The organism is Pedobacter sp. 10L46_2 (assembly GCF_056395165.1).
This window is the reverse complement of sequence record NZ_JBFTIZ010000262.1, coordinates 1-5,979: the sequence shown is the minus strand read 5'-3', so window position 1 is coordinate 5,979 and position 5,979 is coordinate 1. Positions and strand designations below refer to the sequence as shown.

6 protein-coding genes and 2 tRNA genes are annotated in these 5,979 nt (G+C 36.2%); 6 read left to right on the top strand and 2 right to left on the bottom strand.

Annotated features, from left to right (window positions below; genetic code table 11):
* Positions 1 to 178: 178 nt before the first annotated feature.
* Complete coding sequence (locus AC1DDX_RS21625; protein WP_337717938.1) at positions 179 to 709, bottom strand: SRPBCC family protein; 531 nt, start codon at positions 707 to 709, stop codon at positions 179 to 181.
* A 138-nt stretch (positions 710 to 847) separates the two neighbouring features.
* Between AC1DDX_RS21625 and AC1DDX_RS21620 the strand changes: the two genes are divergently transcribed.
* Both AC1DDX_RS21620 and AC1DDX_RS21615 read left to right on the top strand, forming a co-directional pair.
* The gene (locus AC1DDX_RS21620) at positions 848 to 1,525 is read left to right on the top strand and encodes a lycopene cyclase domain-containing protein (RefSeq protein WP_288884255.1); all 678 of its coding nucleotides are present in this window, start codon (positions 848 to 850) and stop codon (positions 1,523 to 1,525) included.
* Entirely contained in the window at positions 1,525 to 1,761 is a 237-nt protein-coding gene (locus AC1DDX_RS21615; protein ID WP_172659317.1) for a cytochrome b5 domain-containing protein, read from the top strand. Before AC1DDX_RS21620 ends, AC1DDX_RS21615 begins: the two co-directional genes overlap by 1 nt.
* A 44-nt stretch (positions 1,762 to 1,805) precedes the next feature.
* On the opposite strand, the gene AC1DDX_RS21610 is transcribed toward AC1DDX_RS21615, so the two are convergent.
* Positions 1,806 to 2,726, bottom strand: a complete 921-nt coding sequence (locus tag AC1DDX_RS21610) for a PfkB family carbohydrate kinase (RefSeq protein WP_337717936.1) — start codon at positions 2,724 to 2,726, stop codon at positions 1,806 to 1,808.
* A 140-nt stretch (positions 2,727 to 2,866) separates the two neighbouring features.
* Between AC1DDX_RS21610 and AC1DDX_RS21605 the strand changes: the two genes are divergently transcribed.
* From AC1DDX_RS21605 to AC1DDX_RS21590, 4 genes are all read left to right on the top strand, one after another.
* Positions 2,867 to 2,940, top strand: a tRNA-Asn gene (locus tag AC1DDX_RS21605).
* A gap of 252 nt (positions 2,941 to 3,192) precedes the next feature.
* A complete protein-coding gene (locus AC1DDX_RS21600; protein ID WP_288884257.1) occupies positions 3,193 to 4,311 on the top strand; it encodes an epoxide hydrolase family protein in 1,119 nt (372 codons plus the stop codon).
* 135 nt (positions 4,312 to 4,446) lie between these two features.
* Positions 4,447 to 4,520, top strand: a tRNA-Asn gene (locus AC1DDX_RS21595).
* A gap of 448 nt (positions 4,521 to 4,968) precedes the next feature.
* The coding region (locus tag AC1DDX_RS21590) for a hypothetical protein (RefSeq protein WP_477622574.1) at positions 4,969 to 5,979 on the top strand (1,011 nt) is incomplete at its 3' end.

The window sequence follows — 5,979 nt, the reverse complement described above, 5'->3', positions numbered from 1 at the left end:
GCCATATCTTATTGATTTACAGCATTTAATATACTTAAAACCAACGAGAATTGCAAATAAATAATTGATAATCAGATAGTTGAAACAAAATTAAGCTTGCCTAAAAATAAAAAAAAGTCGGAAGAGTTAATCTTCCGACCATTCGTGGCATTTATGCGCCCTTTTTTATGGATCAAATTTACTTTTCTACAAAGGCCTTTAAGTTTGCTAAGCCTTTTTCATAATCTTTTCCGATCATAGAATCATATGCCAGTGACATCCATCTTGAGAAGATCGATGTATTTTCACCTCTAAAGTCCCAAGTTACCTTTGTGCCGCCATTAGCTGTGGGCTCAAAATAGAATGATGTAATTGCTGTACTTTGGAAAGGTTTAATGAATTCCAGTTTTTCGTCGATCTGCTTGTTTGGATTAAGCTTTTCAATTGTGATACTTCCGGTTCCAACCTCTTTTCCTTCCCAGTTAAACTTAGACCCAACAGAAACACCATCGCCTGTTACTGTATGTTTTGCTGCCTTATCCATTTGCATCCATGGATTCCATAAGCCGAAATCATTAAAATTTAGCATTTTCTGATAAGCTATACTGTCGGGTTTGTTAATTTCAATGGATCTGCTTACGCTGTAAGTTTTAGGAAGGAAGAAACCAATGATAAAGAAGAGGGCAATAATTACTACAATAATGCCCGCTAAAACTTTAATTATTTTCATTTTTATTTGTTTTGGTTACTTAAAATTAACTTAAAAAGTTTTATTGGGCAAACAATTAATTCTTAGAATATATAGATAGGAGATAAGGTTGTTTAACTGGGTCAAAATCATATTTTTGAGCTGAATTTATTTCTATACATGAATTATTACTATTTATTGATCAATCTGGCGCTGCTTCTTTTATCATTTTTGTTGACTTTGGATAAAAAGGCCAATCCAATCAGGAGTTGGAAGCCAATGATTCCTGCAGTATTGGTTTCCGGACTGTTTTTTTCAGTTGTTGCATTGATCTTTAATCAATTCAAAGTATCCATATTTAATGATGAGTATACTGTTGGAGCTCATATTCTTCAATTGCCAATTGAAGAGGTCTTGTTTCAATTTATATTAGCCTTTGCCGGGTTAAATATTTATGTGGTTTTGAATGCACGCTTTCCGAAAAATAATCTGGAGAGGTTTAGCCTGTCTGTAAGTAATTTATTATTGGGCGTGCTCATAGCAATGTTGTTTTTTACACATACTAAATTGTATAGTGTTATTACTTTTTCTGTGTTGTTTCTTTCGCTTTTTTACGTAGAGTATGTGAACAGCCTCAGGTTTATGTATAAGTTTTACAGAGCATATGTAGTACTGCTTATTCCCTTCTGCTTGTTATATCTGTTTATTGGGGGCTTACCAATCCTTACCTATGTATTTGAAGAAACCATTAAATTAAAGTTGGGGGTAATTCCATTCGAAAATTTCTTTTACCTCATGAGTAATCTTCTGGTAAGTGTTTACTTATTTGAAGTGGTTAAAAGTAAAAGCAAAGCATAATGGAGCTGCCAATTTATACAAAGCAACAGCTTGCATTACGAAATGGCCAGGATAAGCCACAGATCTGGGTTGCGTACAGAGGTATTATTTACGATGTAACAGAAAGCAGGCTTTGGAGGAATGGCAAGCATTATGAACATTGGGCGGGTCAGGATTTGACAGATGAGCTGCCAGACGCCCCTCATACAGAAGCCGTATTTGAGAAGTTTAAGGCAATAGGCAAATTAAGTACATAAAGGAGCTCTGGTTATAGTGCTTCTTTATGTACTTAAATCAAGTTTTATGATTCTATTGTGAATGAACTTAAAGTCACAAATTCCTGAACACGTGCAGCAACTTCTTCAGACGTTAGGTTAATGATTTTTTCTGTTCCAAATTTCTCTACGCAGAAAGAAGCAAGGGCAGAGCCAAAGATTATTGCATTCTTCATGTTGTTGAAATTCACTGTTCCTACTTTAGCCATGTAACCAATAAATCCGCCTGCAAATGTATCTCCTGCACCGGTTGGATCAAATACTTCAGCCAATGGCAATGCCGGGGCTGAGAAAATTTTATCCTCATGGAATAATAGAGCGCCATGTTCGCCTTTTTTGATGATCAGGTATTTAGGACCCATTGCCAAAATTTTCTGAGATGCCCTAACTAATGAGTATTCTCCGGAAAGTTGACGCGCCTCCTCATCATTGATAGTAAGAACATCTACCATTTTAAGTGTTTCTAAAAGATCTGGCATCATAATGTCCATCCAAAAGTTCATTGTATCTAAAACAATTAGCTTAGGCTTGTTTTTAAGGCGTTTGATGACAGTCTGCTGGACAATTGGAGTAAGATTACCTAACATTAAGTATTCGCAGTCCTGGTAGCTCTCAGGGATAATGGGATCGAAATTCTCCAGTACATTAAGTTCGGTAACTAAGGTGTCGCGACTATTCATGTCGTTGTGATATTTTCCAGACCAAAAGAAAGACTTTTCTCCCTCTTTTATTTGCAGTCCTTCGGTATCAATTCCATGTTGGGTAAACGTATTTATGTCCTCTTTATGGAAGTCATCGCCCACAACACCAACAATTTTTACTTTATTGTAGAAGTAAGAAGCGGCTAAACTTGCATAAGTTGCGGCACCACCTACTATTTTATCTGTCTTTCCGAAGGGAGTTTCGATCGCGTCAAAAGCTACAGTACCTATGATTATCAGGCTCATATGAAATAATTGAGTTTTTTTTAAATTTTTTCTCTGCAAATATTGCATAAATAAATTAAAACCCCTAATATTGCATTCCCAAAACGAACAAGATATTATGTTCCTAGGAACACATCAGAAGCGTTTTTGGACGACCAGACTCCTTCTTAGCTCAGCTGGTTAGAGCATCTGACTGTTAATCAGAGGGTCGCTGGTTCGAGCCCAGCAGAGGGAGCAGAAATGGGCAAGCAGAAGAAATTCTAGTTTGCCCATTTTTTTTGCCCCGTCCCCAGTTACAATCTTTTCTATTCACTTTCTGACTTAATGGCTTTATAACCAGCGCTAAAAAAATACAAAATGTGGTATTTTAACTATTCCCAGATTCTAACAAAAAACTTTAAACATTAAAATGTTATTAGCAATTTGCAATTAATGAAAGGAGAATAGACCTCAATCTGTCATTAGCAAACCATAAAAAACCTCAACCATGAAAAACCTAGAAACATTTAATTTATCGGTTCCTCCGTCAGTGTTGGATGATCTAAAAGATCGTTTAAAAAATACCCGTTGGCCGGGTGAAGCAGAAGGCTCTGGCTGGAATTTTGGCACAAGTGAAACTTATCTTAAAGAATTAGTGGACTATTGGATCAATAAGTACGATTGGCGCAAACAAGAAGCTGAGCTTAATAAATACCCGCAATATACTACAGATGTGAATGGCATGAAAATTCATTTTCAATACATCAAGGGGAAAGGCAAAGATTCCAAGCCTCTTCTGTTGACCCACGGGTGGCCGGATAGTTATTATCGTTTTCACAAAATCATTCCACTATTAACAGAAGGCAATCAAAGTTTTGACCTGATCATTCCATCCATTCCAGGCTTCGGATTCTCTGAAAAAAATGCAGTTCACAATGAAGCAGTTGCAGATTTATGGAAAGTATTGATGACCGAAAATCTTGGTTATCATAAATTTTATGCAGCTGGGGGCGACGTAGGTATGAGCGTTACTAAAGCCCTTGCATCTAAATATCCCGAAGTAGTTGCTGGTGTACATTTTACAGATGTTGGTTATCCTATGGGACAGGAGGATCCCAATACCATGACAGAAGCTGAGAAGCAATTTGCGCAGTTTGTGCAACAGTGGTGGTACAGCGAAGGTGCATATGCTATGGTACAATCTACCAAACCACAATCGCTGGCCTACGGTTTAAACGATTCTCCTGCCGCACTTGCTGCCTGGATACTCAGTTTCGGCAACGCTGGGGCTTCTCCTGAGATTTTAGAAAAGGCATTTGGTGGAAGGGATGAACTGCTCACTAACATCATGATCTATTGGGTAACGCAAACGATAGGTACTTCTGCCAGGATGTACAAAATGGATGCTATGGCACAATGGAGCGGTGCAGAACCATTACAGAAAAGTAATGTGCCTGCAGGTGTAGCAGTATTCCCAAGAGAAGCACAATTCCCAAAAGAATGGGCCGAACGTTTTGTTAATGTGGTTAGCTTTAGGCAAATGAAAGAAGGTGGACATTTTGCTGCCCTGGAGGTGCCTGATGTTTTTGCTGAAGAACTAAGAGACTTCTTTTACAGTATTGCTTAGTACGCGCTAATGAAAGAGATAACATTTTAGGAAAAGTATTGTATGGTATAATTAAAATCCCTAATATTGCATTCCCAAAACAAAAATGCTATGCGTCCTTAAGGACAAATTAGAAGTGTTTTTGGAAGGCCAGACTCCTTCTTAGCTCAGCTGGTTAGAGCATCTGACTGTTAATCAGAGGGTCGCTGGTTCGAGCCCAGCAGAGGGAGCTCAAAATGAGAGAGTTAGCCTCACTGTAAAAGTGAGGCTTTTCTATTTGCACAAAATTTGCACACAATAATGGAGCGGAATGATTGGATCAATCCACAAAACTTGTGGAGTAAATCTATCATTTCATCATCTGGAGAAACAAACACCCTTGAACCGGCTAGCACCGTTAAATATTATTTTATTGATATTTATTTAACTCTCTAACGATGGGGGGACAATTTTTTTCACTTTTTTTAAAGAAAATTTGTTTTTTTATTTTAAAGAACTATTTTTGATATTAACCAAATAAATTAACCTCTCAATATGGCATTTTCATGTATTTTATTTCCTCGTAATATAGGCGAGATCTCGCTTGGTAAATACTTTTTTCATAATCTGAATCTATTACTATACAGTATTCAACTAAACAAATAAAGTTGAATATTTCATGTGATTTTATTTATGCTTATGAGATATACTTTTAAAAGGCTATTAATTGCAGATACTGTTCTAATGCTAATAACAGGGCTCTTGTATTGTGGTGCAATATTTAACGGAGTCCAAACTAATTGGGATGATCAATGGGTTGTTAAAAATGTATATACGATCAGTGGAGTTAATACATCCAATATACATGATATTTTTTTTCACTTTTATCATGGTCAATATGCTCCTATCAACCAAATATATTACACCATCATCTATTCAGTATTTGGATATGATTCTAAAGCATTTCATTTATTTAGTATCCTGTTACATATAGCAAACACACTGTTGGTACTCAGAATAATATTAGCCATCACTAATTTGACGGTTGATCCTAGTAAGGGAAACAAATTTAGGATTGCTTTTCTTACTGCTCTTTTTTTTGGAATTAGTCCCATTATGGTGGAATCGGTTGCTTGGCTGTCTGCTTCAAAAGTAGTTCTTTATGCTTTTTTTTATCTGCTTTCATTATTGAGTTATATCAAGTATATGGAACAAAGGCAATTAAGGTATTATAGTATTGCTTTGATACTCTTTATCTTCTCGTTTGGAGCAAAAGAACAAGCGGTGATATTACCATTATGTCTCTTGTTTTTGGATTTCATAGTTAAAAGAAGCCTGACGCTTGAAGTAATTTTCTACGAAAAAATTCCCTTTTTTATAATTTCGGCTTACTTTGCCATAATTACATTGCTATCTCAAGAAGCAAGTGGCGAAGGTTTACTCTCAGCTGAAGCGAAATATCCTTTTTATCAGAATATATCATTCGCGTGTTATTCTCTATTACAGTACGCATATAAATGCTTGTTACCAATAGATCTGAATTATTTGTATCCGTTTCCCAATTTACCGGGCACTTTAATGCCTTTATGGTTCTGGTCATATTTGGGATTGTTTATTATAATTGTTTATGCAGGTTATCATTATTTGCAACAGCGATGGATTCTATTCGGAATTAGTTTTTTTGTTATTCATCTTACAACTGTCTTACAT